27 protein-coding genes are annotated in these 26,427 nt (G+C 74.8%); 5 read left to right on the top strand and 22 right to left on the bottom strand.

The window, feature by feature from the left end:
- Window positions 1–164 precede the first annotated feature (164 nt).
- The 3 genes from ACI79T_RS13880 to ACI79T_RS13870 are packed head-to-tail and all read left to right on the top strand — an operon-like array spanning window position 165 to window position 4,721.
- Entirely contained in the window at window positions 165–3,035 is a 2,871-nt protein-coding gene (locus ACI79T_RS13880; RefSeq protein WP_456610656.1) for an FAD-binding and (Fe-S)-binding domain-containing protein, read from the top strand.
- Window positions 3,036–3,052: 17 nt separating this feature from the next.
- Window positions 3,053–3,547 (top strand): cation:proton antiporter regulatory subunit, encoded by a 495-nt coding sequence (locus tag ACI79T_RS13875; RefSeq protein WP_456610655.1) that lies wholly within the window; start codon window positions 3,053–3,055, stop codon window positions 3,545–3,547.
- Window positions 3,548–3,554: 7 nt separating this feature from the next.
- Window positions 3,555–4,721, top strand: coding sequence for a cation:proton antiporter (locus tag ACI79T_RS13870; protein WP_456610654.1), 1,167 nt, complete (start codon window positions 3,555–3,557; stop codon window positions 4,719–4,721).
- 4 nt (window positions 4,722–4,725) lie between these two features.
- On the opposite strand, the gene ACI79T_RS13865 is transcribed toward ACI79T_RS13870, so the two are convergent.
- From ACI79T_RS13865 to ACI79T_RS13800, 14 genes are all read right to left on the bottom strand, one after another.
- Window positions 4,726–5,349, bottom strand: a complete 624-nt coding sequence (locus ACI79T_RS13865; RefSeq protein ID WP_456610653.1) for a GDSL-type esterase/lipase family protein — start codon at window positions 5,347–5,349, stop codon at window positions 4,726–4,728.
- Window positions 5,350–5,395: 46 nt separating this feature from the next.
- Complete coding sequence (locus ACI79T_RS13860; RefSeq protein ID WP_456610652.1) at window positions 5,396–6,979, bottom strand: MDR family MFS transporter; 1,584 nt, start codon at window positions 6,977–6,979, stop codon at window positions 5,396–5,398.
- Between the two features lie 57 nt (window positions 6,980–7,036).
- Window positions 7,037–7,645: a TetR/AcrR family transcriptional regulator gene (locus tag ACI79T_RS13855; protein WP_456610651.1), complete on the bottom strand. Its 609-nt coding sequence runs from the start codon at window positions 7,643–7,645 to the stop codon at window positions 7,037–7,039.
- Between the two features lie 64 nt (window positions 7,646–7,709).
- Complete coding sequence (locus tag ACI79T_RS13850) at window positions 7,710–8,483, bottom strand: crotonase/enoyl-CoA hydratase family protein (protein ID WP_456610650.1); 774 nt, start codon at window positions 8,481–8,483, stop codon at window positions 7,710–7,712.
- A 103-nt stretch (window positions 8,484–8,586) separates the two neighbouring features.
- Window positions 8,587–9,360: a 3-oxoacyl-ACP reductase FabG gene (fabG, locus tag ACI79T_RS13845; protein WP_456610649.1), complete on the bottom strand. Its 774-nt coding sequence runs from the start codon at window positions 9,358–9,360 to the stop codon at window positions 8,587–8,589.
- A 135-nt stretch (window positions 9,361–9,495) separates the two neighbouring features.
- Window positions 9,496–9,903 carry an AAA family ATPase gene (locus ACI79T_RS13840; protein ID WP_456610657.1) on the bottom strand — a complete coding sequence of 136 codons (408 nt, stop codon included), beginning with the start codon at window positions 9,901–9,903 and terminating at the stop codon, window positions 9,496–9,498.
- A gap of 20 nt (window positions 9,904–9,923) precedes the next feature.
- Window positions 9,924–11,333: an AI-2E family transporter gene (locus ACI79T_RS13835; RefSeq protein ID WP_456610648.1), complete on the bottom strand. Its 1,410-nt coding sequence runs from the start codon at window positions 11,331–11,333 to the stop codon at window positions 9,924–9,926.
- 56 nt (window positions 11,334–11,389) lie between these two features.
- Window positions 11,390–11,788 (bottom strand): ankyrin repeat domain-containing protein, encoded by a 399-nt coding sequence (locus ACI79T_RS13830; protein ID WP_456610647.1) that lies wholly within the window; start codon window positions 11,786–11,788, stop codon window positions 11,390–11,392.
- A 71-nt stretch (window positions 11,789–11,859) separates the two neighbouring features.
- Complete coding sequence (locus ACI79T_RS13825) at window positions 11,860–12,351, bottom strand: N-acetyltransferase family protein (protein WP_456610646.1); 492 nt, start codon at window positions 12,349–12,351, stop codon at window positions 11,860–11,862.
- Window positions 12,344–13,108 (bottom strand): dienelactone hydrolase family protein, encoded by a 765-nt coding sequence (locus ACI79T_RS13820; RefSeq protein WP_456610645.1) that lies wholly within the window; start codon window positions 13,106–13,108, stop codon window positions 12,344–12,346. Before ACI79T_RS13820 ends, ACI79T_RS13825 begins: the two co-directional genes overlap by 8 nt.
- 35 nt (window positions 13,109–13,143) lie before the next feature.
- Window positions 13,144–13,689: a hypothetical protein gene (locus ACI79T_RS13815; protein WP_456610644.1), complete on the bottom strand. Its 546-nt coding sequence runs from the start codon at window positions 13,687–13,689 to the stop codon at window positions 13,144–13,146.
- Between the two features lie 73 nt (window positions 13,690–13,762).
- Window positions 13,763–14,281, bottom strand: a complete 519-nt coding sequence (locus ACI79T_RS13810; RefSeq protein ID WP_456610643.1) for a hypothetical protein — start codon at window positions 14,279–14,281, stop codon at window positions 13,763–13,765.
- Window positions 14,278–14,865 carry a hypothetical protein gene (locus tag ACI79T_RS13805; protein WP_456610642.1) on the bottom strand — a complete coding sequence of 196 codons (588 nt, stop codon included), beginning with the start codon at window positions 14,863–14,865 and terminating at the stop codon, window positions 14,278–14,280. The genes ACI79T_RS13810 and ACI79T_RS13805 overlap by 4 nt, the downstream gene beginning before the upstream one ends.
- Window positions 14,866–14,903: 38 nt before the next feature.
- Entirely contained in the window at window positions 14,904–15,371 is a 468-nt protein-coding gene (locus ACI79T_RS13800; RefSeq protein ID WP_456610641.1) for a PPOX class F420-dependent oxidoreductase, read from the bottom strand.
- 76 nt (window positions 15,372–15,447) lie between these two features.
- Between ACI79T_RS13800 and ACI79T_RS13795 the strand changes: the two genes are divergently transcribed.
- Together ACI79T_RS13795 and ACI79T_RS13790 are read left to right on the top strand one after the other, a co-directional pair.
- Window positions 15,448–16,779: an AI-2E family transporter gene (locus ACI79T_RS13795; protein ID WP_456610640.1), complete on the top strand. Its 1,332-nt coding sequence runs from the start codon at window positions 15,448–15,450 to the stop codon at window positions 16,777–16,779.
- A gap of 114 nt (window positions 16,780–16,893) precedes the next feature.
- A complete protein-coding gene (locus ACI79T_RS13790) occupies window positions 16,894–17,847 on the top strand; it encodes a proteasome assembly chaperone family protein (protein WP_456610639.1) in 954 nt (317 codons plus the stop codon).
- A 208-nt stretch (window positions 17,848–18,055) separates the two neighbouring features.
- On the opposite strand, the gene ACI79T_RS13785 is transcribed toward ACI79T_RS13790, so the two are convergent.
- The 8 genes from ACI79T_RS13785 to ligD (ACI79T_RS13750) form a co-directional block, all read right to left on the bottom strand.
- Window positions 18,056–19,714, bottom strand: a complete 1,659-nt coding sequence (locus ACI79T_RS13785; protein ID WP_456610638.1) for a catalase — start codon at window positions 19,712–19,714, stop codon at window positions 18,056–18,058.
- Window positions 19,711–20,217 carry a Fur family transcriptional regulator gene (locus tag ACI79T_RS13780; protein ID WP_456610637.1) on the bottom strand — a complete coding sequence of 169 codons (507 nt, stop codon included), beginning with the start codon at window positions 20,215–20,217 and terminating at the stop codon, window positions 19,711–19,713. The genes ACI79T_RS13785 and ACI79T_RS13780 overlap by 4 nt, the downstream gene beginning before the upstream one ends.
- A 98-nt stretch (window positions 20,218–20,315) precedes the next feature.
- A complete protein-coding gene (gene purU, locus ACI79T_RS13775) occupies window positions 20,316–21,197 on the bottom strand; it encodes a formyltetrahydrofolate deformylase (protein WP_456610636.1) in 882 nt (293 codons plus the stop codon).
- Between the two features lie 80 nt (window positions 21,198–21,277).
- Window positions 21,278–22,804, bottom strand: a complete 1,527-nt coding sequence (locus ACI79T_RS13770; protein WP_456610635.1) for a DUF222 domain-containing protein — start codon at window positions 22,802–22,804, stop codon at window positions 21,278–21,280.
- Between the two features lie 39 nt (window positions 22,805–22,843).
- Window positions 22,844–23,491 carry a DUF6518 family protein gene (locus ACI79T_RS13765; RefSeq protein ID WP_456610634.1) on the bottom strand — a complete coding sequence of 216 codons (648 nt, stop codon included), beginning with the start codon at window positions 23,489–23,491 and terminating at the stop codon, window positions 22,844–22,846.
- Between the two features lie 83 nt (window positions 23,492–23,574).
- On the bottom strand, window positions 23,575–24,003 hold the full coding sequence (locus ACI79T_RS13760) for a hypothetical protein (RefSeq protein ID WP_456610633.1): 429 nt from the start codon (window positions 24,001–24,003) through the stop codon (window positions 23,575–23,577).
- A gap of 9 nt (window positions 24,004–24,012) precedes the next feature.
- Entirely contained in the window at window positions 24,013–24,945 is a 933-nt protein-coding gene (gene ligD / locus ACI79T_RS13755; RefSeq protein ID WP_456610632.1) for a non-homologous end-joining DNA ligase, read from the bottom strand.
- A complete protein-coding gene (gene ligD / locus ACI79T_RS13750) occupies window positions 24,942–26,426 on the bottom strand; it encodes a non-homologous end-joining DNA ligase (protein WP_456610631.1) in 1,485 nt (494 codons plus the stop codon). The genes ligD (ACI79T_RS13755) and ligD (ACI79T_RS13750) overlap by 4 nt, the downstream gene beginning before the upstream one ends.
- Window position 26,427 lies beyond the last annotated feature (1 nt).

The raw sequence follows: 26,427 nt of genomic DNA, 5'->3' as shown, positions 1-26,427 counted from the left end.
ACGGACGGGCCCGCCCCCCCCCCCCCCCCCCCCCCCCCCCCCCCCCCCCCCCCCCCCCCCCCCCCCCCCCCCCCCCCCCCCCCCCCCCCCCCCCCCCCCCACCGCCGTCCCCGGTCCCGGACCCGGACGCGCCCCCGTCCGGGCCGGGTACCAGACTCGGCGGTATGAGCGCACCGGCCGCGAACACGACGCGCACCGACGACGGCCGGGCGGTGGCCGAGGAGCTCCGCCGCGCCGGGATCGGCGACGTCGACGACTCCGGGCTGGCCCGGGCCCTCTACTCCTCCGACGCGTCGCTGTACCGCGTCCTCCCGCGCGCGGTGGTCCGCCCGCGCCATCCCGACGAGATCGTCGCCGCCCTGGAGGTGTGCCGGTCCCTGGGGGTGCCGCTGACCCCGCGCGGCGCCGGCACCTCGATCGCCGGCAACGCCGTCGGCACCGGCGTCGTCCTGGACACCAGCAAGTACCTCTCCCGCGTGCGTGCGGTCGACCCCGGGGCCCGGACCGCCACGGTGGACCCCGGCGTGGTCCAGGCCGCGCTGCAGACGGCCGTCCGCCCGCACGGCCTGCGCTTCGGCCCCGACCCGAGCACCCACAACCGCTGCACGGTCGGCGGGATGATCGGCAACAACGCCTGCGGCTCCCGGGCGCTGGGCTACGGCCGCACGTCGGACAACGTCGTGGCGCTCGACGTGGTCACCGGCAGCGGCGCCCGCCTGACCGTCGGCCCCGGCACCACGCCGCGGGACGGCGTGCTCGCCGAGCTGCACCGCCTCGTCGGCGCGGAGCTCGCGACCATCCGCACCGAGTTCGGCCGCTTCGGTCGCCAGGTGTCGGGCTACTCGCTGGAGCACCTGCTGCCCGAGCGCGGCTTCGACGTCGCCCGGGCGCTGGTCGGCAGCGAGGGCACCCTCGCCGTCGTCCTCGGCGCGACGGTGCGCCTGGTCACCGACGCCCCGGTCCGCGGGCTGGTGGTCCTCGGCTACCCCTCGATGGCCGACGCCGCCGACGCCACACCCGGCCTGCTGCCGCACGAGCCCACGGCGGTCGAGGGCCTGGACGAGCGGATCGTGCAGCGGCTGCGCGACGTGCCGGCCGCCACCGTCCCCGACCTCCCGCGTGGCGCGGGCTGGCTGATCGTGGAGCTGACCGGCGACACCGTGGCCGAGGTGCAGGAGAAGGCCCGCGGGGTGCTGGCCGACGCCGGCGCCGTCGACTCGATCGTGGTCACCGACCCGGCGCACGCGGCCGCGATCTGGCGGATCCGGGAGGACGGCGCCGGGCTCGCCAACCGCACCTCCGACGGGCGGCCCGCGCACGCCGGCTGGGAGGACACCGCCGTCCCGGTGGAGCGGCTCGGCGACTACCTGCGCGGGTTCGAGGCGCTGCTCGACGACCACGGGCTGCAGGGCGTGCCCTACGGGCACTTCGGCGACGGCTGCGTGCACGTCCGCATCGACTTCCCCTTCGGCGCCGACTCCCCCGGCGACGACGGGCCGGCCGACCGGGGACGGGCGCGCTACCGGGCGTTCGTGGAGGACGCCGCCCGGCTGGTCGCCGGCTACGGCGGGTCGCTGTCCGGCGAGCACGGCGACGGCCGGGCGCGCAGCGCGCTGCTGCCGCACATGTACTCCCCCGCCGCGATCGCGCTCTTCGAGCGGGTGAAGGCGGTGTTCGACCCGGACGACCTGCTCAACCCCGGCGTGGTCGTCCGCCCGGTGCCCCTCGAGGACGACGTGCGGATGGCCGCCGCCCCGCGCGTGCGGGAGAACCTGGCACTGGCCTACCGGCACGACGGCGGCGACTTCTCCGCGGCCGTGCACCGCTGCACCGGCGTCGGCAAGTGCCGGGCCGACCTGCAGTCCACCGGCGCGGTCATGTGCCCGTCCTGGCCCGCGACCCGGGAGGAGAAGGACACCACCCGCGGGCGGGCCCGGGTGCTGCAGGAGATGCTCGCCCCCGGCGGCCCGGTGAAGGACTGGCGGGCGCCGGAGGTGCACGAGGCGCTGGACCTGTGCCTGTCCTGCAAGGGCTGCTCGTCGGACTGCCCCACCGGTGTCGACATGGCCTCCTACAAGGCCGAGGTGCTGCACCAGTCCTACCGGCGGCGGCTGCGGCCCCGCGCCCACTACACGCTCGGCTGGCTGCCCCGCTGGGCCGATCTGGCCGCCCGGGCGCCGCGGCTGGTCAACGCCGTCCTCGGCTCGGCGGTCGGCGGACGGCTGGCGAAGTGGGGCGCGGGCATGGACCAGCGCCGCGAGGTGCCGGCCTTCGCCCGCCGCACCTTCCGCCAGGAGTGGGCCGCCGCCGGGTACGCCGGCGCGGACGGCGGGCCGCGGGTGGCGCTGTGGGTGGACTCGTTCACCGACCACTTCGCCCCCGACGTCGCCGTCGCGACCGCCCGCGTGCTCACCGCCGCCGGCTACCGCGTGGAGGTGCCGGGCGCGGACACCTGCTGCGGGCTCACCTGGATCACCACCGGCCAGCTCGGTGCGGCGAAGGGCATCCTCGGGGACACCGTGCGCGCCCTGGCGCCCCTGGCCGCCGCGGGGGTGCCGGTCGTCGGCATCGAGCCGTCGTGCACCGCCGTCCTGCGGAGCGAGGCGCTGGAGCTGGTCGGCGGCCCGGAGGCCGAGCAGGTCGCCGCCGCGACCCGCACCCTGGCCGAGCTGCTCCGCGACACCCCGGGCTGGACGCCGCCGTCGCTGGCCGGGGTCGAGGTCGTCGCGCAGCCGCACTGCCACCACACGTCGGTGCTGGGCTGGGCGGCCGACGCCCAGCTCCTGGAGCGGGCCGGCGCCACGGTGACCCGGCTGGGCGGCTGCTGCGGGCTGGCCGGCAACTGGGGCGTCGAGCGCGGGCACCACGACGTGTCGGTGGCGATCGCGGAGCAGCAGCTGCTGCCCGCCGTCAGCGACCTGCCCGACGACGCCGTCGTGCTGGCCGACGGGTTCTCCTGCCGCACCCAGCTCGACCAGCTGGCCGGCCGCCGCGGCAGGCACCTGGCGGAGCTGCTGGCGGAGCGGCTGGGCTGAGGAGGGGGTCTGCGACGATGGCCGACGTGGAGCTCGAGGAGACCCTGCTGCCCGGCGTCGGTGTCCGGTACCAGCTGCGGACCCGGTCCGGCCAGCTGCTCGGCATCGTGGTGCAGCGGGAGGGCGGCGCCGAGATCGCCGTCTTCGACCGGCGCGACCCCGACCAGGCGCGGGAGTCCTTCCGGCTCGACCCGGAGGAGGTCGACGCCGTCGCCGAGGTGCTGGGCGCGCCCCGGCTGACCCAGCGGTTCGCCGACCTCTCCCGGGAGGTGCCCGGGCTGGAGTCCGGCCGGATCACCGTCCGCGAGGGCTCCCCCTTCGCCGGTCGCACCCTGGGTGACACCCGCGCGCGGACGCTGACCGGCTGCTCGGTGGTCGCGATCGTCCGCGGTGCCGACGTCGTCCCCTCCCCCTCCCCCGGCGACCCGCTGTCCGCCGGCGACGTGCTGGTCGCCATCGGGTCGGCGGCCGGGCTGGAGCAGCTGGACCGGCGGCTCGCGGGCACGGGGTAGGCCGGCGGTGGACCACGTCGCCGCCCTGCTGCTCGAGCTGGGCCTGCTCTTCCTCGGGCTCTCCGCGCTCGGGCTGCTGGCCCGGCGCCTGGGGCTCTCCCCCATCCCGTTCATCCTGCTGGCCGCGCTGGCGCTCGGCGAGGGCGGCCTGGTGCCGGTGGAGAACGCCGCGCCGTTCCTGGAGGCGGCCGCGGAGATCGGCGTCGTCCTCCTGCTGCTGACCCTCGGCCTGGAGTTCTCCGCCACCGAGCTCTTCGCGTCGTTCCGCCGGCACGCGCCCTCGGGGCTGGTCGACCTGGTGCTCAACGGCCCACCCGGCTTCGTCGCCGGGCTGCTCCTCGGGCTGCCCTGGGAGGGGGCGCTGGCGCTGGGCGGGGTCACCTACATCTCGTCGTCGGGGATCATCGCGCGACTGCTGGGCGATCTCGGGCGGCTGGCCAACCGCGAGACCCCGGCGGTGCTCTCGGTCCTGGTCCTCGAGGACCTCGCGATGGCCCTCTTCCTGCCGCTGCTCGTGGTGGCGCTGGCCGGCGAGGGGCCGGTGCAGGCCGCCGGCGGCATCGCGCTGGCCGTCGGGGCCGTCCTGCTGGTGCTCCTGGCCGCGCAGCGGCACGGGCACCGGCTGGGCCGGCTGCTCACCCACGACGACGACGAGCAGGTGATGCTCCGGCTGATCGGGCTGACCCTGCTGGTCGCCGGGGCCGCGCAGGCGATGGGGGCCTCGGCGGCGGTCGGTGCGTTCCTGGTCGGGCTGGCGCTGCCGGCGTCCTTCGCCGAGCGCGCCCGGGCGATCCTCGGCCCCCTCCGGGACCTGTTCGCCGCGACCTTCTTCGTCGCGTTCGGCCTGGCCACCGATCCGGGGGCGATCCTGCCCGTGCTGCCCGCCGCGCTGGCGCTGGCCGCGGTCACCACGGTCACGAAGATCGGCACCGGCTGGTTCGCCGCGAAGCGGGACGGGGTCGCCGTCCCGGGCCGGCTGCGCGCCGGCACCGCGCTGGTGGCCCGCGGCGAGTTCTCCATCGTGATCGCCGGGCTGGCGGTCACCGCCGGGCTCCCGGCCGTGGGCCCCGTGGCGACGGGGTACGTGCTGGTGCTCGCGGTGACCGGGCCGGTGCTCACCCGCTTCGTCGAGCCGCTGTCCGCCCGGCTGGTGCGCGCCCCCGCGCCGGCCTGAGCGGTCAGGCCGCGGCGTCGTCCCGGCGGGCGCGGGCCGCGGCCAGCACGGCGGGCGCCAGCAGCTCGGCGATGCGCGCGTAGCCCGCCGAGGACGGGTGGAACCGGTCGGCGGAGAACAGCGCCGGCTCGGCCGAGAAGGCGCGCGCCACCTCGGCGGCCACCGGCACGACCGTGGCGCCGCCGGTGGCGGCCACCTGCGACTGCCGCTGCTGGAGGACCGCGCAGGCGCCCCGGACCAGCGCCCGCAGCGCCGGCGGCACGAACGGCACCATCGACATGTCCGGCGCCGGGACCACCACCACGTCGGTGCCGGCGGCCCGCAGCGCGGTCACCGCGGCCGAGAGCGCGGTCGCGGCCTGCTCGGCCGGCACGAACCGGGCGAGGTCGTTGGCGCCGATGACGACGACGGCGAGGTCGGCCGACAGCGGCAGGGCCCGGCGCACCTGCTCGGCCAGCCCGGCCGAGACGGCGCCGGGGACGGCGAGGACGTGCAGGTCGACGTCGAACCCGTCGTCGGCCAGCGCGCGGGTGAGCCGCGGTCCGAGGGCGTCGGCCGGGCGGGCGGCGCCGGTGCCAAAGGCGAGGGAGTCACCGAGGAGGAGCAGGCGGAGAGCGGGGCGGTCCACGTCGTGGAGAACGACGCGGACCGCCCCGGTATGCCTGCCCGGCACCTCAGTGCAGCGGCACGCCGGACCGCTCCTCGGCCAGCCGCTGGCTGCCCGACGTCGTCTTGAGCGCCCGCTCCTCGATGAACAGGACGGTGACCAGGGCGAGCGCCGCCAGCGGCGTGGCGATCAGGAACAGCTCCGCCGTCGCGTCGCCGTAGGCGTTCTCCACCACCGCGCGCACCGGCTCGGGCAGCACCGAGACGTCGGGGACGGCACCGGCCTCCGACCCGCTCGCGGCCCCCAGGACGCGGAGGTCGTCGCTCACCCGCCCGGCCAGCAGGGCACCGAGCGCGCTGACGCCGATCGTCCCGCCGAGGCTGCGGAAGAAGGAGACGACCGAGGTGGCCGCCCCGAGCTCCTGCGCGGGGACGTCGTTCTGGGCGGCGAGCACCAGGTTCTGCATGAGCGCACCGACCCCGGCGCCCAGGACCACCATGAAGACGCCGAGCAGCCACGGTGACGTCTGCGCGTCGATGGTCGAGAAGAGCCCGAAGCCGATCGTCATGAGGAGGGCTCCGCCGACGAGCCAGCCCTTCCACCGGCCGGTCTTCGTGATCAGGGCACCGGCCACCGTCGACGACACCAGCAGACCTCCGACGAGCGGCAGGGTGAGCATGCCGGCCGCGGTCGGCGAGTAGCCCTGCGAGATCTGCAGGTACTGCGCGAGGAACACCGTGCCGCCGAACATCGCGACGCCGACGAGGGCGCTGGCGACGACCGACAGGGTGACCGTCCGGCTGCGGAAGATGGCCAGCGGGATGATCGGCTCGGGCACCCGCGACTCGACCAGCACGGCGAGCCCGAGCAGCAGGACGGACCCCCCGACCATGAGCGCGGTCGGGCCGGACAGCCAGGCGAACCGGTCGCCGGCGAAGGTGACCCAGACCAGCAGCAGGCTCACCCCGCCGGTGAGCAGCAGGGCGCCGAGCCAGTCGATCGAGGCCTTGCGGCGCGCGACCGCGGGCAGCTTGAGGGTCCGCTGGACCAGCACCATCGCCAGCAGCGTGAAGGGCACACCGAGGAGGAAGCACCAGCGCCACCCCAGCCAGGAGGTGTCCACGATGACCCCGCCGATCAGCGGCCCGCCGACGGTCGCGACGGCGAAGATGGCGCCGAAGACGCCGGCGTAGCGGCCCAGCTCGCGCGGCGGGATCATCGCCGCCATCACGATCTGCACCAGCGCGGTGAGCCCGCCGGCGCCCATGCCCTGCAGCGCCCGGGCGACGATCAGCATCGTCGTGTCCTGGGCGAACCCGGCCAGCAGCGAGCCGGCGATGAAGAGCGCGAAGGACAGCTGGAGCAGCAGCTTCTGGCTGAACAGGTCGGCCAGCTTGCCCCAGAGCGGCACGGTGGCCGTCATCGCGAGCAGCTCGGCGGTGATCACCCAGGTGTAGACCGACTGGCTGCCACCGATCTCCGGGATGATGACCGGGAGGGCGTTGGACACGATCGTCGCGGCCAGAATGGCCACGAACATGCCCATGAACAGGCCGGACAGCGCCTGCAGGACCTCGCGCCGGGACATCGGCGCGAGCGCCGTCCCGTCCGGCCCCGCCGCGGCGGCGGGGGGCTCGGCAGTGGTGGACACGGTTCTCCTCTGGACGGACGACGGAGGGGCGGGCACGGCGGGCGCCGTGCCCGGGGCTCAGCTCGGCGAGCCGGGGTCGGGCAGCCCGGCCGCGAGGGCGTCCAGGGCGTCGTCGAGCAGTCGCGGGAGCGGCTCGCGCCCCGCCAGGCGGTGCCAGCGCGCGAGGGTGACGCGGACGGCGCAGCCGAGGACGGCCCCCACCAGCGCCGGGTAGAGGTCCCGCTCGGCGTCCAGCCCGGTGCGCGCGGCGACGGCCGCGGTCATCTCGCGCTCGCCGGTGGCCCCGAGCTCGACCAGCCGCGGGAGCAGGGCCTCGTCGTCGGCGATCACGGTGAGCCGCAGGTGCCAGGCGGCGCGGTCGGACTCCAGGACGGCGAGCTCCTCGTGCAGCGCCGCCCGGGCGGCGGCGAGCACCGGGAGGGCCGGGTCCTGGGCGAGCAGCCGCGGACCGAACGTGCCCGCCTCGGCGCCGCCGGGGCGCAGCAGCGCCTCCTCCTTGCCGGAGAAGTAGTTGAAGAACGTCCGGTAGGACACCCCGGCGCGCGCCGCGATCTGCTCGACGGTGACCGCGGCCAGCCCGTGCTCGGCAGCGAGCTCGAGGGTGGCCGCGGCCAGCGCGGCACGCGTGTCCTGCTTCTTGCGCTGGCGCAGGCCCGGTTCGGTCACCGGCCCACTACAGCAGTTTCTTGCACACCGTGCAATGTTGCTCGGTGTGCAACCTGTCACCCGGTCAGCGGCCGCGCCACACCGGTGGACGGCGTTCGGCGAAGGCGGTCGAGCCCTCGCGGGCGTCCTCGGAGCCGAACACCGGGCGGACGACCTGCTCCTGGCGCTCCCACGCCTCGTCCGCCGGCCACGAGGGCGCGTCGAGGACGACCTGCTTGGTGGCGGCCACCGCCAGCGGGCCGTTGGCGGCGATCACCTCGGCCAGGGCGACGGCCGCCTCCACGGCGTCCCCCTCGTCGACCACCCGGTTCACCAGCCCGACCGCCGCGGCGCGCTCGGCGTCGATCGGCTCACCGGTCAGGAGCAGCTCCAGCGCGACGGCGCGCGGCACCCGCTGCGGCAGCAGCAGCGCGGCCCCACCGGCCGCGACGAGCGAGCGCTTCACCTCCGGCACCCCGAACCGGGCGCCGCGGCCGGCCACCACCAGGTCGCAGGCGAGGACGAGCTCGAACCCGCCGGCCAGGGCCCAGCCCTCGACGGCGGCGACCAGGGGCTTGCGCGGCGGCGTGCGGGTGATGCCGCACAGGCCGCGCCCCTCGATCGCCGGGCTCTCGCCGCGGAGGAAGGCCTTGAGGTCCATCCCGGACGAGAAGGTGCCGCCCGCGCCGGTGAGCACCCCCGCCCGCAGGTCGCCGTCGGCGTCCAGCTCGTCGACCGCGGCCGCGACCGCCCGGGCGACGTCGCCGTCGAGGGCGTTGCGCGCGGACGGCCGGTTGATCGTGATCACCTGGACGGCGCCGCGGCGCTCCACCAGGACCTTGTCGTCGTCGTCGACCATGACGCCTCCTCGGGGATGGGGTGGAACGGCGCGGGGCCGGGCAGCCGGTGCGGCTGCCCGGCCCCGCGGGAACGGCCCGTCCGGCGAGGGACGGGGTCCGAGCTCAGGCCTTCGGGCCGCCGGCGGCGTAGACCACCTGGCCGGAGACGAAGCCGGCGCCCTCGCTGACGAAGAACGACACGAGGTGCGCGATGTCCTCCGGCTTGCCCGTGCGGGCCACCGGGATCATCGCGGCGGCGCCCTTGATGAAGTCGTCGAACGGGACGCCCATGCGGTCGGCGGTCGCCTTGGTCATCTCGGTCTCGATGAATCCCGGGGCGATGGCGTTGGCGGTGACGCCGAACTTGCCCAGCTCGATGGCGAGGGTCTTGGTGAAGCCCTGCAGGCCGGCCTTCGCCGTCGAGTAGTTGGCCTGACCGCGGTTGCCCAGCGCCGAGGTGCTGGACAGGTTGACGATCCGGCCCCACTTCTGGTCGATCATGTGCTTCTGGGTGGCCCGGGTCATCAGGAAGGCGCCCTTGAGGTGCACGTTCATCACGATGTCCCAGTCGGAGTCCGACATCTTGAACAGCATGTTGTCCCGGAGCACACCGGCGTTGTTGACCAGGACGGTCGGCGCGCCCAGCTCGGTGGCGATCCGCTCGACGGCGGCCTCCACCTGCGCGGCGTCGCTGACGTCGGCGCCGATGGCCAGCGCGCGGCCGCCGGCGGCCTCGATCGCCTCGACGGTGCCCTTGGCCTGCCCCTCGTCCAGGTCCAGGACGGCGACGGCGAAGCCGTCGGCCGCCAGCCGCTGGGCGGTCGCCGCGCCGATGCCGCGGGCCGCGCCGGTCACGATGGCCACGCGGGACGCGCCCGTGGTGCCTGCCTCGCTCATGAGAGTTCCCTTCGTCATGGATGCCGGCGGTCACCGGGGCGGGGGCCCCGGCGCGCGGCGAGCTGCGCCCGACACGTTACGGCCGCCGGTCGAGGCGCCGGTCACAAGGTCCGGCCGGCATCGCACCCGTGCCGGTCAGGGCCCGCCGCGGACGACGTCGACCCGGTCGAACCCCTCGCCGGTGGACGGGGGCACGAAACGGGCGCGGGTGCCGAGCAGTCCGGCCAGCGGTACCTGCGCCCGCCCCTCGCGCGCGGCGTTGCGGTCCAGGCAGACCTCCAGCGGGGTGTCGATCCACACCGCGCGCACGGGCACCCCCGCCTCGCGGGCGAGCGCGACCAGCGGTGCGCGCTCCGCCGGCGAGGGGTTGGTGTTGTCGACGACGACGCTGCGGCCCTCGGCCAGGAGGCCGGCGACCACCCGCTGCTGGCGGGCCTCGCGGCGCCGGGCGTTCGGCCAGTGGTCCTTGCTGACCACGGCGTGGGTCCCGACCAGGGACCGGGCGGTCCAGGTGCTCTTCCCGCTGCCCTGGAGCCCGACCAGGACGACCAGTTCGGCGCCGCTCAGGCCAGGCCCGCCGGGCTGCTGGTCGTCTCCTGCGCCGCCGGGTCCCTGCGGTCGGCCCCTTCGGGCTCGGCGGGGCCCGGGCGGCGGTGCGGGTGGTGGGGCAGCCGCCGCATCGAGGCCAGGGTGGCCCGGCGGGCGTCCATCCGCCGGCGCGCCCGCATGGTGCGGGGCGCCCGGGGCTCCTCGCGCAGCAGCGCGTCCAGCCAGTGGCCCCGCGGGTCGACGTCGACGAGCAGCGCCTTGACCAGCAGGGTGAGCGGGATGGCCAGCAGGGCGCCGAGCGCGCCGAGCACCCAGCCCCAGAACAGCAGCGCCACGAAGGTGACGGTCATGGACAGGCCCACCGAGTCGCCGACGAAGCGCGGCTGGATGAGCGTCTGCACGACGAAGTTCAGCAGCGAGTAGACGACGATGATCGCGACCAGCTCGCCCCAGCCGCCGGCGAGCAGGCCCAGCACGGCCGGGGGCGCGACGCCCAGCAGGAAGCCGATGTTGGGCACGTAGTTGGTGATGAAGGCCAGCAGCCCCCACAGCGGCGCGGCCGGGACCTCGAGCCACGCGAGGGCGATGGTGTCGCCGACCGCGACGATCGCGCCGAAGACGGTGCTGACCAGCAGGTAGCTGCGGGTCCCGCGGGTGAAGAGCGTCATCGCCACGGGCAGGTGCGGGCGCTCGGCGCCGACCAGCGCCATCCGGCGGCCGAAGCCGCTGCTCTCGATGGACATGAAGACCAGCGCCGACAACAGGAGCAGCAGCGTCGTCGCCGCGTCGGTGAGCCGGCTGAGCAGGTCGGTGGCGAGGCCGACCAGCGAGCCGTAGTCGATCTGCTCGACGAGGTCGGAGAGCTGACCGGAGACGATGCCGCGGCTGTTCAGCTCGGCGACGACGTCGTTGATCAGAAACTGGGCGCGATCGGCGTAGTCGGGCAGCAGGGCGGCGAACTGGGCGACGGAGGCGACCAGCAGCGCGACGAAGGCGAGCAGCACCGCCCACACCAGCAGCAGCAGGACCGTGGTGGCCAGCCAGCCGGGTACCCCGATCCGCCGCAGCCACCGCTGCACGGGGGTCAGCGCGATGACGACGACGAGCGCCAGGAACACCGGCGCCACGAGCCAGGCGACCGCCTGCAGGCCGGCGATGGCGATGGTGGCGGCGGCCACGCCCCCGACCAGCAGCAGCCAGCGCGGCAGCCCCGACGACGGCGCCTGCGCCAACGGCTCCCCGGCGTCGGCCCCGGCGGGCAGGTCGGCTGCGGGCAGGTCGGCTGCGGGCAGGTCGGCTGCGGGCAGGTCGCCGTCGGGCAGGTCGGCTGCGGGCAGGCCGGCCGAGCGCTCGGGATTGCCCGGCTGCTCCGCACCGTCCGGCGGCAGCGGCCCGGCCGCCGGCAGGTTCCCTCGTGCCGCCATGCCCTCCCCCTCGGTCCCGCGTGGTCCCGCCCCGCCGCCGCGGCGGGGCGGGCTGGTCAGCTCCGGGCGTCCAGCATCGCGGTCATGGCCGGCAGGTCGAAGAACGTCGCGGTCTCCCGGGCGCTGGGGCCACCGCCGTCGGGGTCGGCACCGGCATCCAGCAGGAGCTGCACGGTCTCCGCCGACTGCTTGAAGACGGCCGCGGCCAGCGCCGTCTGGCCGCGGTCGTTGGCGCGGCTGTGGTCGGCGCCGCGCTCCAGCAGCGCGGCGACCGTGCCGGCGTGGCCGTAGTAGGCGGCGAGCACGAGCAGGGTGTCGCCCTTGTCGTTGGTGAGGTCCACCGGAACGCCGGCGTCGACGTACGCCGCCAGCTCGTCGGTGTGACCGTTGCGGGCCAGGTCGAAGACCCGCCCGGCGAGTTCGATGACTCCGGGATCGATCGGCTGGCTGCTCACGGCACCAGCCTAGGAGACCGCCGCCAGCCGGGCCGCGACCACGGCACCGGGCCGCCACCCGCGGCGGCCCCTCAGAGCTCCAGCTTGTAGCCGACGTGCGACCCGACGAAGCCGAGCTGCTCGTAGAACCGGTGCGCATCGGCGCGCGACCGGTCGGTGGTGAGCTGCACGAGGCCGCACCCGCGCCGCCGGGACTCCGCGATCGCCCACCGGAACAGGGCGCGCCCCACGCCGGTGGACCGCCGGTCCGCCCGCACGCGCACCGCCTCGACCTGGGCCCGGAGCACGCCCCGGCGGGAGAGGCCCGGCACGAAGGAGAGCTGCAGGGTCCCGATGACGTCATGCCCCTCGGCGGCCACGACGAGCAGGTGGGCAGGGTCGGCGTCGATCCGCTCGAACGCCGCGCGGTACGGCTCCGGGTCGGCGGTCTGCTCGCGCTGCCGGCCGAGCGGGTCGTCGGCCAGCAGGGCGGCCAGCACCGGCAGATCGGCCGCCGTGGCCGGGCGCACGAACGCAGCCACGTCGGGCAACGGCCCCCAGGCCGGGCCGGGTGGCTCAGCCACCGCGGCGCTGCTCGCCGACGCGGTCGGTGAGCGCGAGCACGTGCTCCCAGGCGTCGCGGCAGGCGTCGGCCCAGTCCGCTGAGGCCCGGTCGAAGAAGGAGTGCGGCGCCCCGTCGTAGACGACGGCGTCCACGTCGGCCCCGGCTGCGCGCATCCGGTCGGCCAGGGCCAGCTGGTCGGCCAGCGGCGTCACCGCGTCGGCCCCGGCGATCAGCAGGACCGTCGGCAGGACGGTCCGGTCGGCGGCGTCACCCACCAGGGCCGGCCGGCCGTAGAAGCCGGCGCAGCCGGCGAGGTCGGGCCCGCCGGCGGCCAGCCGCCAGGCGTGGCTGCCGCCGAAGCAGAAGCCGACCGCCACCACCGGCAGGTCGGCGCCCGCCTGCTCGCGGAGGTGGGCGATCGCCGCGGCGACGTCGGCATCGATCCCCTCCGGCGTCGTGCGCGGGATGTGCGCCTGCCAGTCGAAGTCCTCGGGCCGGGCGCCGTCCGCGCAGACGCCGGCGGTGCGCCCGAACCAGTCGATGGAGACCGCGGCCACGCCGGCCTCCGCGAACCGCTCGGCCAGGGCGACGTAGTACGGGTGCAGGCCCCGGATGTCGGGGAGGATCACCACACCCGTCCGCGGGGTGCCCTCGGGCAGGGCGGTGGCAGCCGAGAAGGCGGTGCCGTCGGCGGAGGTGAGCGTGGTGGTGGATCGCTCCCGCACCGGCCCGCTGCGCGGCGGGGCCGGCGGGCGGCTGTCGTGGCTGTGGCACATGGCGCGGACTCCCTGCTCAGATGTCGGTGGCTTGCTCAGATGTCGGCGGCGTCGCCGGCGGCCTGCGGCTGCCCGCCGAACACCGACGCCGCGACGTCGCGCCGGGCCTCGGAGAGCCAGCGGTGCTGCGCGTCGGCCTGGTCGATCAGCCGCTCGAACAGCGCGGTGTCGATGCGGTCGTCGACCTCGCCGAGGGCGCGGAGGGTCTCGAACCCGGCCCGCTTGGCCACCACCGCGGTGGCGATGAACTCGAACTCGACCAGGTCGCTGAGCGGCGACCGGGTGAGCACCCGCCCGTTGAGCTTGCCGCGGGACAGCTTCTCGGCCACCCAGACGCCCAGCTGCTTGTACTGGGCGACCGGCAGGCCCAGGGCGCCCAGCGTCGTCCGCAGCGCGGCGCGCTCCTCGCGGAGCTCGTCCAGCAGCTGCTCCAGCGGGCCCTCGTACCGGCCGCCGCGGTGCCGGCCCAGCATGCGGACGACCAGCTCGACGCCACCGGTGGCGGCGGCCAGGTGGTCGTCGCAGTAGATGGTCAGCAGGTCGGGGTTGCGGCCGACACCGGTGGCGGGTGTCTCGGGCACGGGGCCTCCAGGAGGAGCGGCGTCGGTCGCCCGCCATTGTGGTTGCCCCGGGATCGCCGCGCTCGGTGTGCGGTCAGCCGCGGAGCAGCACCGCGACGCCCACGCAGGCCGCCGCCCACAACCCGCTGGCCAGCGTGCCTACGATGAAGCGCTCGGCCGCCGCGGGGGCACGCAACTCGGAGAACCGGCCCAGCCCCTTGACGGCGAGCACGACGGCGAGCCCCTCGGGCCAGCCGACCAGCAGCGTGCCGGCGATCGCGCCGCGTTCCAGCACTCCGATCCAGGCGCCACCGCGGAGGATGTCGGGGTCCTGCGGGCCACCGGACACCCCGGCGGCCGCGGGATCGGCGGCGTGCAGCACCGCCGTCGCCACCGGGCCGCCGCCGGTGACGGCCGCCAGCACGGCGAGGACGGCGCCGGTCTGCACCGGACCCGCGCTCCCCTCCGCGGCCCAGGCGAAGGCCCCGGCGACGGCCAGCGCGGCGACCAGGACCACGGCGCCGGCCGCAGCCCCCGGCCGTTCGCCGCGGACCATGAACGCCAGGCCGGCGAGCGCGACCAGCCCGAGCAGCACCAGGACGGCCGCGGTCATCCGGCGGCTCTCCCCAGCAGCCGCGCCGCCGTCGGCCGCAGCTCGCGCTCCAGCTCCCAGGACGCGGCGGCCAGCCGCTGCCCCACCGCCTGGCGCGTGATGCCCAGCGCCGCGGCGGCCTCGGCCTGCGTCCGTCCGTCCTCGACCAGCTCGATCGCCTCCCACGCCTGCTCGCTGCGCCGCCCCACCAGCACCGCCAGGGCGCTCAGGACCGCCTGCGCATCCGCCGCGTCCGGGGGCATCGCGCCCCGCACGGCCAGCCTCACCGACCGTTGCTTCGCCGCATCGACGGCGCGCCGAGCGCTCAGGAAGGCCGGGCCCGCCGCGGCCCGGGTGCTCGACGGCAACGGGGACTGGACGGCGCCCGCACCGATGCCGATGCTCCAGCCGCCGAGGCGGACGAGTCGCAGGGCGACGTCGACGGCGGTCTCGGGCGTCGCCAGCACGCCCTGGAACTCGTCACCGGCGGTCCGCTCGAAGGCGAGCACGGCGCGGACCTCGGCGTTGAGCCGGTCGAGGACCTCGGCCACCCGGTCGGGCCCACGCCGGCTGGCACGCTGGTCGACGGTCAGCACGAACGGCATTGCGCAAGTCTGGCATCTTTCCCAGCCCTAAGCAAGGCTCACACCTTGTCGGCCACATCGGCGGGGAAACCGCCGGTGGCGACGGGCCCCCACGCGGTGACGGTGACGCGCAGCAGCGACTTCCCCTGCCGCGCCATGGCGGCGCGGTACTCGTCCCAGTCGGGGTGCTCGCCGCTGATGGCCCGGTAGTAGTCGACCAGCGGCTCCAGGGCGTCGGGCAGGTCCAGCACCTCGGCCTCGCCGTCGAGCTGCACCCAGGGCCCGTCCCACTCGTCGGAGAGCACGCACAGCGACACCCCGGCGTCCCGCCGGGCGTTGGTCACCTTGGCCCGCTGCGGGTAGGTCGCCACCACGACCCGCCCCTCGGCGTCGACCCCGCAGGTGACCGGGGACAGCTGGACGGCGCCGTCGCGCCGCCGGGTGACGAGCACCGCGCGGTGACGGGGGCGGAGGAATTCCAGGAGCGCGTCCCGGTCGACCCGGTCGGCGGTCGCGATCTTCGGCATGACCGAACGCTACGACGCGGGTGTGATGATCGTTTCCCGACCGGCCCCGTCCGCGCATGTGTGCTGGGATCGCTGCATGAGGATCCGCCTGCCCGGTCGCACCGACCCGTCCCCGGAGGAGGCGGCCGACGTCGAACCCGACCAGCCGTCCCCGGAGTCCGGTGTCCGCGCCGGGACGCACGCGCCGGCCCCGACCACCATGCGCGGGCAGCGTCTCCAGCGGGCGAGCCGGGCGGTGGCCATCGCCTCGGCCGAGCTGCTGCTGATCGTCGGCGGGCTGATCGTCGTCGGGTACGTCATCGGGAAGCTCTGGGTCGTCCTGCTGCCCGTCGTCCTCGGGCTGCTGTTCACCACCGTCCTGTGGCCGCCCACGCGCTTCCTCCGCAACCACGGCTGGCCGTCGGCGCTCGCCGCGATCACCGTCCTGATCACGTTCCTCGCCGCCTTCGTGGGCATCATCGCGCTGATCGCGCCGCCCGTCGTGGGCCAGGTCGAGGAGCTCGCCGCCGGCGTCAGCGTCGGCCTGCAGCAGCTGCAGGAGTGGCTGACCGGCCCGCCGTTCAACCTGGGCCAGGAGCAGATCGGCGGCGCCGTCGACCAGGCGATCGACTCGATCCAGGGGAACGCACAGAACATCGCGCAGTACGCCGTCACCGGCGCCACGGCGATCGGCGGCCTGCTGATCAACCTGGTGCTGGCTCTCGTGCTGACCTTCTTCTTCCTGAAGGACGGTCCGCGCTGGGTGCCGTGGCTGGCCGCCCAGACCGGCCCGCCCGCCGCCCCGCACGTGGCCGCGCTGTCCTACAAGACGTGGTCGACGCTCTCGGAGTTCATCCGCCAGCAGGCCATCGTCGGGTTCGCCGACGCCTTCTTCATCGCCCTGGGCCTGTGGATCCTCGGCGTGCCGCTGGTGCTGCCGCTCGCCGTGCTCACCTTCTTCGGCGCGTTCATCCCGATCATCGGTGCCTTCGTCGCCGGCGGTTTCGCGGTGCTCATCGCACTGGTCGACAGCGGCCTCACCACTGCGCTGATCGTGCTGGGCATCGTGATCCTCGTGCAGCAGCTCGAGGGCAACGTCCTGCAGCCGATCCTGCAGGGCCGCGGGCTCAACCTGCACGCCGGCGTGGTCATCCTGGCCGTCACCGCGGGCGCCAGCCTGGCCGGCATCATCGGCGCCTTCCTCGCCGTCCCGGTGACCGCGCTCATCGCCGTCTCCTACCGCTACGCGCGGGACCAGCTGGACGGGAAGTCGCCGGAGATCCTGCCCGACGGCACCCGCGCGCAGATCGCCGCCGACGAGACCGGCGCGCACCTGGTCAGGGAACCGGCGACGACCCCGGAGGACGACCGGACCGACGCGCGGAGCGACGACCGGACCGACGCGCGGGAGGACGAGGCGGCGCGCTGAGCGGCCACGTCCGGGGGACGGCGGCGGCGCCCGCGGGAATGCGGCAGCCCACGGCGGGGCTGTTACCGGCAGGCGCGACCTGGTGTCGCGCCGTCGACCCCCAGGAGGACCACCGTGCCCCAACGACCGGAGGATCTCGTCGAGCTGCTCCCGGCGGCGGAGCCCTTCCTCGCCCGCGAGTCAGCCATCGAGGACCCCACGCAACGCCGCGGGCTCGTGCTGGTGCACGACCTCGCCGGTGACTTCGACGCCGCATCGGCCGGCACGCTGGCCGGCGCCCACCTGCTGGCCACCCTGCCGCACGAGGTCGTCGCCCGTTTCGACGCCGACAGCCTGGTCGACTACCGCGCCCGCCGGCCCCGCATGACCTTCAACGCCGACCGCTACGAGGGCTTCACCGCGCCGGAGATCGCGCTGTACGCGGTCGAGGACGACGCCGGCGAAACCTTCCTGCTGCTGCACGGGGCCGAGCCGGACTACGCGTGGGAGCGCTTCGTCGCCGCCGTCGGGCAGCTCGTCGACCGGCTCGGGGTCACCTCCGTCGTCGCCCTGCAGGCCATCCCGATGCCGGTGCCGCACACCCGGCCGGTCACGGTCACCGCGCACGCCACGCGGCGCCAGCTCATCGAGCCCTATCCCGTGTACTGGGGCGAGATGCGCATCCCCGGCAGCGTCTCGGCCCTGCTCGAGCTGCGCCTGGGCGAGGCCGGCGTGGACGCCCTCGGCGTGGCCGCGCACGTCCCCCACTACCTCGCCCAGGCGACCTACCCGGCCGCCTCGGTCACGCTCCTGGAGCACCTCGGGCGGCTGACCGGTCTCCGCCTGCCGACCGAGTCGCTGCAGGAGGCCGCCGAGGCCAACCGCACGGAGATCGACGAGCAGATCGCGCGGTCGACCGACAACACCGCCGTCGTGGCCGCCCTGGAGCAGCAGTACGACTCGTTCGCGGCCGCCCGGGAGGGCAGCGACCTCCTCGGCAGCGGCGGCCAGGTGCCCAGCGCCGAGGAGATCGGCGCGGAGTTCGAGCGGTTCCTGGCCGACCAGGACCGCAACCGCCCCCGCGACTGAGCCGAGCGCGTACCCCGCGACGCACGGCGACCGAGGCCGGTTCCCACACCTGTGGGAGCCGGCCTCGGCCGTGTTGCGGCGAGCACAGCGCCTGGACCGCTCCCTGCGCACGGATGCGGGAAGGGGCCACCCGGACGGCGGACGGGCCGCGACCGGAGATCCCGGTCGCGGCCCGCCGCGGTGGTGCTGTGTTCCCGAACGCCTGAGGTCAGGCGACGGTGACGTGCTCGTTCGGCACGCAGTGCGTCATGACCAGGCCGGTCACGTCGCGCGGACCGTTCTTGCCGAGGTTGGCGGCGCGCTGCAGCTCCTCCTCGGAGAGGGTCTGCGTCTGCAGCGGCGGCAGGCCGCGGACGTCGTCCGCGGTGATGCCGAGCGCGTCACCGACGCGCTGACCCCACTCGTCCTCGCACATGAAGAAGTGCCAGACCATCCGCTCCTGGATCTCGCGGCGGCACTGCTGGAGGGCGCCGACCAGGTTGGCCACCAGGTCGTCCTTCTCCCACTGCTCCGACAGCAGGTAGCGCTCGCCGGCCTGCTTGTAGTCGTTGGTGCGCGGGATCCGCTTGCGGGTGAGCCGGCCGTTGATGACCGGGCCCTGCTCGTCGTGCGTGGGGTAGGTGGCCTCACGCAGGCCGCCGGTGATCGACGGCTCGTAGTTGACGTGCGGGTTGTCACCGACGTTGTCGCGGCCGTAGGACATCGGGCCACCCTGCTGGTTGGTGTTCACGCCCACCTTGGGGCGGTTCACCGGCAGCTGCAGGTAGTTCGGGCCCACGCGGTACCGCTGGGTGTCCGAGTAGGAGAACGTCCGGCCGACCAGCATCTTGTCGTCGGAGAAGTCCAGCCCGTCGACGAGGACACCGGTACCGAAGGAGATCTGCTCGTTCTCGGCGAAGAAGTCCTCGGGCATCCGGTTCAAGGTCATCGTCCCGACCTTGCGGAGCGGGAAGACCTCCTCCGGCCACACCTTGGTGTCGTCGAGCGGGTCGAAGTCGAGCTCGGGGTGCTCGTCGTCGCTCATGAGCTGCACGTGCAGGTCCCACGACGGGAAGTCGCCGTTGGCGATCGAGTCGTAGAGGTCCTTGGTGTGGGCACCGAGGGTCTGCGCCTGGACGGCGGCACCGTCAGCGGCGGTGTAGGACTTCACGCCCTGCTTCGGCAGCCAGTGGTACTTGACCAGGACGGTCTCGCCCTGGGCGTTGACCCACTTGTAGGTGTTCACGCCGAAGCCCTGCATGTGCCGGTAGCTGGCCGGCAGGCCGCGGGGGCTGAAGACCAGGGAGACCATGTGCATGGCCTCGGGGGTCTGGCTGAAGAAGTCGAACGCCCGCTCGGCGACGCTGGCCTCGAACGTGACCGGGTCCGGCTTCTGCGAGTGGATGAAGTCGGGGAACTTGATGGCGTCCCGGATGAAGAAGACACCCAGGTTGTTGCCGACGAGGTCCCAGTTGCCCTCCTCGGTGTAGAACTTCACGGCGAAGCCGCGCGGGTCGCGCGCCATCTCCGAGGAGTCCCGGCCACCGGCGACGGTCGAGAAGCGCAGCGCGACGTCGGTCCGCTTGCCCTTCTCCTGGAACAGCTTCGCGCGGGTGTACTTCGAGACGGGCTCGTCGCCGACGGTGCCGTCGGCCTCGAAGTAGCCGTAGGCGGTCACGCCGCGGGCGTGGACCACGCGCTCCGGGATGCGCTCCCGGTCGAAGTGGCTGATCTTCTCGAGGAACTGGTAGTTCTCCAGGGTGGCGGGGCCGCGAGCTCCGACCGTCCGCTGGTTCTGGTTGTCGTAGACGGGGTGGCCCTGACGGTTGGTCAGGACCGGCTTGCCGGACTGGCTGGGCGCGGTGCCCTGCGATGCGACGTCGGTCATGCTCCTGCTCCTCCTCGGATGTGGTGCTGGTGTTCGACCTGCATGTGTTCGACCTGCATGGCGTCGGGAAGTGCCGCGACCTCGCGGTCACGGCTCCGACAGGTGGCACAGAGCCCCCAGAACACGACCTCGGCCTCGTCCACGACGAAGCCGGCGGTGTCCGAGGGGCTCAGACAAGGGGCCGCGCCCACGACGCAGTCGACATCGGCGACCGCGCCGCACGAGCGGCAGACCAGGTGGTGGTGGTTGTCGCCCACCCGCAGCTCGAACAGCGCAGGCGCCCCGGCGGGTTCGATCCGGCGGGCGATCCCCGCGGAGACGAAGGCCTTGAGCACGCCGTAGACCGCCTGCGGGGAGAGCGAGGGGTGCAGCTGCCGCGCGCCGGTCACGATCGTGTCGGCGTCGGCGTGGGGGTGGTCGGCCAGCACGCTCAGCACGGACAGGCGGGGCCGCGTCACGCGCAGCCCGGCCTCCCGCAGCTGGTGCGTCCAGGTCGTCTCCATCGCGGTTCATCCAACGCGCTTTTCTTGAACGAGTCAAGACAAGCGCGTGAACGATCGCGGACGTGTACCTCTGTGGGGGCCCCTGATCGATCCGGGGATCAGGCGAAGACGATGGTGCGGTCGCCCTCGGCGATGACCCGGTCCTCCACGTGCCAGGTCACCGCCTGGGCCAGCACCTGGCGTTCCACGTACCGGCCGACGCGCCGCATGTCCTCGACCGTCGCCCGGTGGTCGACCCGCGCGACCTCCTGCTCGATGATCGGCCCGGCGTCCAGCTCCGGGGTCACGTAGTGCGCGGTCGCCCCGATCAGCTTCACGCCCCGGTCGTGCGCCGCCTGGTACGGGTTCGCGCCCACGAAGGCCGGCAGGAAGCTGTGGTGGATGTTGATCAGCCGCTCGGGGAACCGCGCGCAGAACTCCGGCGAGACGATCTGCATGTAGCGGGCCAGCACGACCAGGTCCACGCCGCCCACGATCTCCAGCGCCCGCGCCTCGGCCTCGGCCTTGGTGTCCGGGGTGACCGGGACGTGGTGGAACGGGATGCCCGCGGCGGCCGCGACCGGCTCCAGGTCGGGGTGGTTGGAGACGACGGCGACGATCTCGGCGCGCAGGTCACCGGCGCGCACCCGGTAGATCAGCTCCTGCAGCACGTGGTCGGCGCGGCTGACGAAGACCGCCACCGTCGGCCGGTGGGTGGCCTCGGTGAGGCGCCAGGTCAGCTGCCACTTCCCCGCCAGCTCCGCGAGCCGCCGCTCCAGCTCCGGCCGCCGCTCGACGAGCCCGGCCAGCACGAACTCCAGCCGCAGCGTGAACGTGCCCCCGCTGGGGTCCGAGGAGTGCTGCTGCGAGTCGGTGATGTTGGCGCCGACCTCGGCCATCAGCCCGCTGAGCACGGCGACGATCCCCGGCCGGTCGGGGCATCGGACGACCAGCCGTCCGACGTCGGTGGTGCGGGGATCCTGCGGACCTGCGACTGACATGGGCGAATGGTCTCATTCCGGACGGCCATGATCATCGCCGCGGCTCGAGGCGCACCCACGGGCCGCCACGACGACCGTCCTCAGAACGGTGGTGGCGTGACGTCCGGTGGCAGCGGTGGTGGCGGGGGTAGCGCGGGTTGGCGCGCGGGGTCGCGCAGGCCCGGTGGCCGAGTGCTGCGGGTGATCCCCGAGGGCGTTGTCACGGTGAGCATGCCGCCGGGCTGCAGCCGGAACCGCCAGCCGCGGGCGAAGGTCTTGAGCCGGTGGTGCGTGCGGCACAGGCAGCACAGGTTGTCGCACCCCGTTCGCCCGCCGCAGTCGTAGGGCACGACGTGGTCGAGATCGGTGCGCCCGGCCGGTTGCGCGCAGCCGGGGTGCCGGCAGGTGCGGTCACGCAGCCGGACGAAGCGTTCCTGCGCGGCCGACCGGTCATAGCCGGGGCTCTCTCCCGGCGGCCCGAGCAGCGGGCAGCTGCAGGCGTCCCGGCCGTGGGCGGGGCAGCCGCGGGCGGCCAGCCGGGCCAGCTCGGCCGGGGTGGAGGTGGCCAGCAGCGCGCCGTGCTCGTCGGAGATCGCCACCGCCAGGCTGCCGCCGGGAGGGGCGTGGAGCCCGAGCGCGCCGATCCCGGCCATCAGTTCCCGCAGGTGCGCTGCGGTGATGGGCTGCCCGGTTACCGCCGGCCCGCACTCCCCTGCCGGCGGCCGCCCACCGTCGGTCTCCGCCGTGGCCGGCTCGTCGCGCCGGTCCTGCAGCGCCGACAGCGGGGCGAGCACGGTGACGTGCGCAGTGAACCCCGCGCCCTCCGCCCCACCCGGGTTCAGCACCAGGGCGGCGTGCGCTTCGGCGCGCAGCAGCCCGATCGGCCGGTCGTCCCCGGCGGTGCGGGCCAGCTGCGCGGCCTGGTCGATCACCGACCACATCGCTGCCGCCACCGACGACGGCAGCTCGCTCGCGAGCACCGACATCCCGTCGGCAGTCGGGTAGGCCCGGACTCCCGCGCGGCGCTCCGCCTGCTCCCGGCGCTGCTCGGCGAACTCCTCGTCCGCCGCGATCGCCGCCGCCACGAGCCGCCTGCGCAACTGCCCCGACGACAACCCCGCCGCCACCGGCAGCTGCTGCGCCACCACCGCGCCCACCACCTCGTCGGAGGCGCCGGTGAGCACGTCGGCGAACACCCGAGCCCGGAACCAGTCCAGCTCCCCGTTCGCGCAGGCCCGCCACACCGCCGGCATCCGCTCCACCACCTGGTGGGCGTCAGCGAGTACGCCGACCGCGAACGGCCGGCCGCAGTTGAGCACCAACGCCAGCTCATCGGGCAGGAACTCCGAGGTGCCCGGCACCGGCGACCCGCTCCCCCGCCGCCGCACACCCGGATGCCCCGGCGGCGGATCATCGACATCCGGTCGCTGCGCGGCCAGCGCCATCGCCAGCTCCGCCTCGTAAGCGGCGTCCATCGCCTTGCGCGCCTGCACCCGCGCCAGCTCCGCGGCTACCTCGGCGTCGGTCAGCACCGCCACCGGCAGCCGGTCCACCGACGGCTCCCGCGCCAGCAACCAGCCCACCAACGCCCCCTCCACCGGGGAACGCTCGGCGACAGCTGCTGACATGACTCGAACATATGTTCGAGGTACGACAGTTCCCGGCGACTACCAGGCGGCGAACACGCGGTCGACGATCTCGGTCCCGAGCAGGCCCAACGGCACGACCACGGCCAGCAGGGCGAGAGCCGCCAGCCGCTGCCGCCAGGACCGCCCCAGCAGAAGTGCGACCACCACCCCGACGGCCGCCATGATCACGCCCGACGACCCCTGCCACGGGAAGCGGACCGCCCGCATCAGCCCCTCGCTCACCAGCACGCCCGCCAGCAGCGCCACCGCGACCGAGCCGCGCCAGCCCTCCCCCGCACGCCACCACGCTCCCGCGATGCCGAAGACCATCCCCGCGACGACGCCGGCGGCCAGCCACCCGACTGCCGTCGAGGTCGCGTGCGGAACATCCTGCGCTGACTGCGTCACGTAGTAGGAGGTGACGAGCAGCAACTCGGTGACGACTCCGGCGACGGCCGCTACCAGCACCCGGACCGCGAGGGCTCCGACAGCGAAGGCGGGCACGCACCAGGCGGCGACGGAGTTCGCCCACATCGCCCAGGGGCCGTCGAGCACGCCCTGCAGGTGCTCGGTCAGCACCCCGCCGCCGGTACCAAGCACGAGGACTGCCAGGGCGAGCACCGACCACGGCGCGGGCTGAGTTCTCCGGGTCACGACGTGCTCGGGGAAGGCAAGGGTGCTGGTCACGGCACCAGCCTGGCCGGGACCGGCGTTCCCGTCGTCCCACCCGAGGTGGATCCGGGTCTGCGACCAGAGGCGGACTGACCGGCTCAGGCCGAGGGATCCGCCGGGTAGTGCACGATGCTCCGACGCCTGCCCAGGACCCATTCCTTGCCGTCGACGGTGATCCGGAGGAAGGTCCGGGTGCCGAGCAGGCCCCGCCTGTGATCGACGCGGCCGCCACCCCGCAGGTAAGCCTGGGCCAGAAGCGCCAGCGCCGCGAGGATCGCCTCCATGTAGCCCTCGTCGTCGTACTCGACCAGCGACGTACCGATGTGCAGGTCCGGCACGGTCATCTCGAAGTAGCCCGTCGTCGCCGCACTCAGCCGTACGGTGCGCCGGTGCCCGTCCGGCTTGGCGCTCAGGGGAACGCGGTAGACGTGCGGAGCACCGGGTTCGGTGTCCCACACCGCCTCGACGTCCTCGCCGAACGTGCCCTCGTGGACCCGGCGGAGCAGCCCCGCGACATCCAGCGTCACCCGCACACCTCAGACCTCGGGCAGCGGCGCGCGCGTGGCGCCGGCGACGTCGAACAGGTCGCCGTACTCCTCGACCCGGGCGAGCACGTCGTCGGTGGTGAACCGCAGCGCGGTGGGATCGAGCGAGCCGTCGCGCACGGCGTCGACCTCGTCCCAGCCGACCGGCGTGGAGACGGTGGCCCCGGCGCGCGCCCGCAGCGAGTAGGGCGCCACCGTCGTCTTGGCGGGGTTGTTCTGGCTCCAGTCGATGAGAACCTTGCCCGGGCGCAACGCCTTCTCCATGCGCCAGACGACGTCCTCCGGCGTCTCGGCGGAGAGCTCCTGCGCCAGCATCCTGGCGTACCGGCTGGGGTGCTCCCGGTCGGTCGGCCGCTCGATCGGCGCGTACACCTGCATCCCCTTGGAGCCGGACGTCTTCACCACCGGGTCCAGGCCGTCGGCCTCCAGCCGCTGCCCGAGCCGCTCGGCGACCTCGCAGCACTCGGCAATGCCGGTGTCCGGGCCAGGGTCGAGGTCGAGCACCAGCAGGTCGGGCAGCTGCGCCGCACCCTCGTCGTCCACCTGCCACTGGGGCAAGTGCAGCTCCAGCGCCGCGAGGTTCGCCGCCCAGGCCAGGTCGGCGACGTCCTCCAGCACGACCATGTCGAGGGTCTCCCGGCCCTTCGAGCTGCCGGGGCTGGGCAGCGTCACCCGGCGCACCCACTCGGGCGCGTGGCGGGCGCTGTTCTTCTCGAAGAACGCCTGCCCCTCCACGCCGTCGGGCCACCGGGTGAAGGTGACCGGCCGGCCGGCCAGGTGCGGCAGCAGCACGGGCGCGATGCGGACGTAGTAGTCGATGACCTGCGCCTTGGTGAACGCCACCTCGGGGAACAGCACCTTCTCCAGGTTGCTCACCGCCAGCTGCCGCCCGGCGATCTCCACCCGCTGCCTGGTCGGGCTCACGGTTCCCGCACCACGTCGTCGGGCTCCAGGTCGTCGCGCACCCCGCGCCACGCCGGGTGCCGGAGCCGCCCGTCCGCCGTCCACACGGCGTAGGCGACCTCGCCCACGAGGTCCGGCTCGACCCAGTGCGCGTCGCGGGTCACCTCGCGCGGCAGGGAGCCGGCGAAGGGCGGCGTGGTGCGCGCCGTGAGGAGACGCTGCAGGTCGCGCAGGTCCTGGTCGCGGAACCCGGTGCCGACGTGCCCCACGTAGACCAGCCGCCCGTCGTCGTCGGGCACCCCGACCAGCAGCGAGCCGATGGTGCCCGACCGGCGGCCCTGGCCGGGCCGCCAGCCGCCGACGACGACCGCCTGGGTGGAGAAGTTCTTGACCTTGCGCCAGTCGGGGCTGCGGACGCCCTCCCGGTAGGGCGAGGTCAGCCGCTTGGCGACGACGCCCTCCAGCCCGTTCTCCTCGCTGGCCGCCTGCACGTCCGCGCCGCCACCGCGGAACCACGGCGTCAGCACCCACCGGTGTCCGGCCGGGGCGAGCTCGTCGAGCAGGTCCCGGCGCGCGGCGTAGGGCCGGGACCGCAGGTCCTCGCCGTCGAGCTCCAGCAGGTCGAAGACCAGGTACGTCACCGGCGCGGCCGCCGCCATCCGCGGGACCTCGGGCCCGGTGCGGTGCATCCGGTTCTGCAGCGCCCCGAAGTCCGGGCGCCCGGCCGCGTCCATCATCACGATCTCGCCGTCGACGACCACGTCGCGGCCGGCCAGCGCGCCGGGCAGCCTCCCCACCTCCGGGTAGCGGACGGTGATGTCGGTGCCCTTGCGCGAGGACAGCGTCGGCACACCGGCCCGCACGGTCGCGACCGCCCGCACGCCGTCCCACTTGAACTCGAAGCCCCAGCCGCCGTCCTCCGCCGCCGGCGGCAGCTGCCCCGCGGTGGCCAGCATCGGCAGCGGCGCGGGAGTCGCCTCCACCGATGGGGTCGCGTCCAGCTTCCGCACGTTCCAGGTGCCGTCGGCGAGCGGGAAGAGCGCATAGCGGCCGGTGAGCCGGCGGCCGTCGAAGGTCACGATGACGTGCCGCTCGTCCCACTTCTCGGTGGCGTAGCGGCCGGCGTCCCAGATGGTCACCTCCCCGCCGCCGTACTCGCCCTCGGCGATGGTGCCGGCGAAGGACGCGTACCCCAGCGGGTGGTCCTCGGTCGGGACGGCGAGCCGGTTGCTGCCCGGTTCCAGCGGTGGGCCCTTGGGCACCGCCCAGCTCCGGAGGACCCCGTCCCGCTCGAGCCGGAGGTCCCAGTGCACCCGCTCCCCCGTGCGGCCGCGGGGCGTGTGGTGCTCCTGGACGACGAACGTGTCGTCCCCGCCCGTCGGCAGCGGTTGCCCGGCCGGCGGCACCGGCTCGGCGGTCCGGGCCGGGTCCCGCTTGGCGCGGTACTCGGCCAGCGGGTCCGCACGTCGAGCCGGGCGCCGGCCGCCGGGGCGGGCGGGCACG

The organism is Blastococcus sp. SYSU DS0619 (assembly GCF_054051035.1).
The sequence above is the reverse complement of the archived record's forward strand: the minus strand, read 5'-3'. Positions and strand labels throughout refer to the sequence as shown.